The sequence below is a fragment of the Mycobacterium sp. IDUB_9 genome, from assembly GCF_055419505.1.
In genome coordinates this window covers 1-275 of record NZ_JBVAXU010000026.1, presented here as the reverse complement: position 1 = coordinate 275, position 275 = coordinate 1, and the positions used below count along the sequence as shown (strand labels likewise).

Here is a 275-nt window from a genome sequence, read left to right as displayed (position 1 = left end):
TTGAATTATCTGGCCGATGTCACGGTGAACAAGCCCAATGGCGAGCGGCCGTCGACGGTGTACCCACAGGACAAGCTCCCGCGCCTGGACCTCACTGCCACACCCGCGCCGGGCTCACGACAAAGATTGTTCGAACTGGGCCCAGAGCGGTTCGCGTCGTGGCTGCGGGATACCCCATCGGTCGGGGTCACCGATACGACGTTCCGCGATGCCCATCAGTCGTTGTTGGCCACCCGGTTGCGGTCCACTGGGTTGCTCAAGGTGGCGCCGTATGT

Annotated in this window: 1 protein-coding gene; it reads left to right on the top strand. The window is 63.3% G+C overall.

The annotated features are described in order from the left end of the window. Window positions 1-275, top strand: a 275-nt coding sequence (locus tag ACZY08_RS29750; protein WP_463748179.1) for a hypothetical protein, incomplete at both ends; no start/stop codon positions are given.